Source organism: Vibrio sp. 1402, from assembly GCF_033340275.1.
On record NZ_JAWOWE010000792.1, the window covers coordinates 1 to 502 of the forward strand.

General features: G+C 50.6%; 1 pseudogene. It reads right to left on the reverse strand.

Features of this window, described 5'->3' with window-relative positions:
- Nucleotides 1–502: pseudogene (locus R7044_RS28525) on the reverse strand (histidine kinase); the annotation flags it as partial.

A 502-nucleotide genomic window follows, 5' to 3' on the forward strand; every position in this document is an offset into this window, starting at 1 on the left:
CCAATTGCTTAACGGAACGAACTATGCCAACCGTATGCTTAGACGCGATACGCAAGTCGTGCAGGTCTCGCCCAACTTGCCAGTAACGAATCGCCTCTTCTGGCCTTTTTAACCAATGCTCCGAGAGGTAGTTACTCGGCACGGCTCGCGCTAAATCACGCGCCAACTCTTTAGGCAACCCATAATATTTTTCGAAATGACGACCGCGCTTTCTCGCTTCACTAGACGATACTTTTTGCCCTTGCATCAAACCAAAATCAAAGAACTGACTCGCCTCTGGATGCACTTCTTCAAGCAGCGTCATAATGACGGACTCTAAACGCTCCGACTTACTGCTGACCACACCAATCGCATTGTTAAGTTCGTGTGCGATACCTGCAGCTAACTGACCGAGTGTTGTCATTTGCTCTGCGGTGTGGAGCTTTTGCAGCGCCTTCTCTTTGGCTATCGCTTCTTGCATCGCGCGGCGCTGACGGCGAGACAACTCATTCACCATAACGGG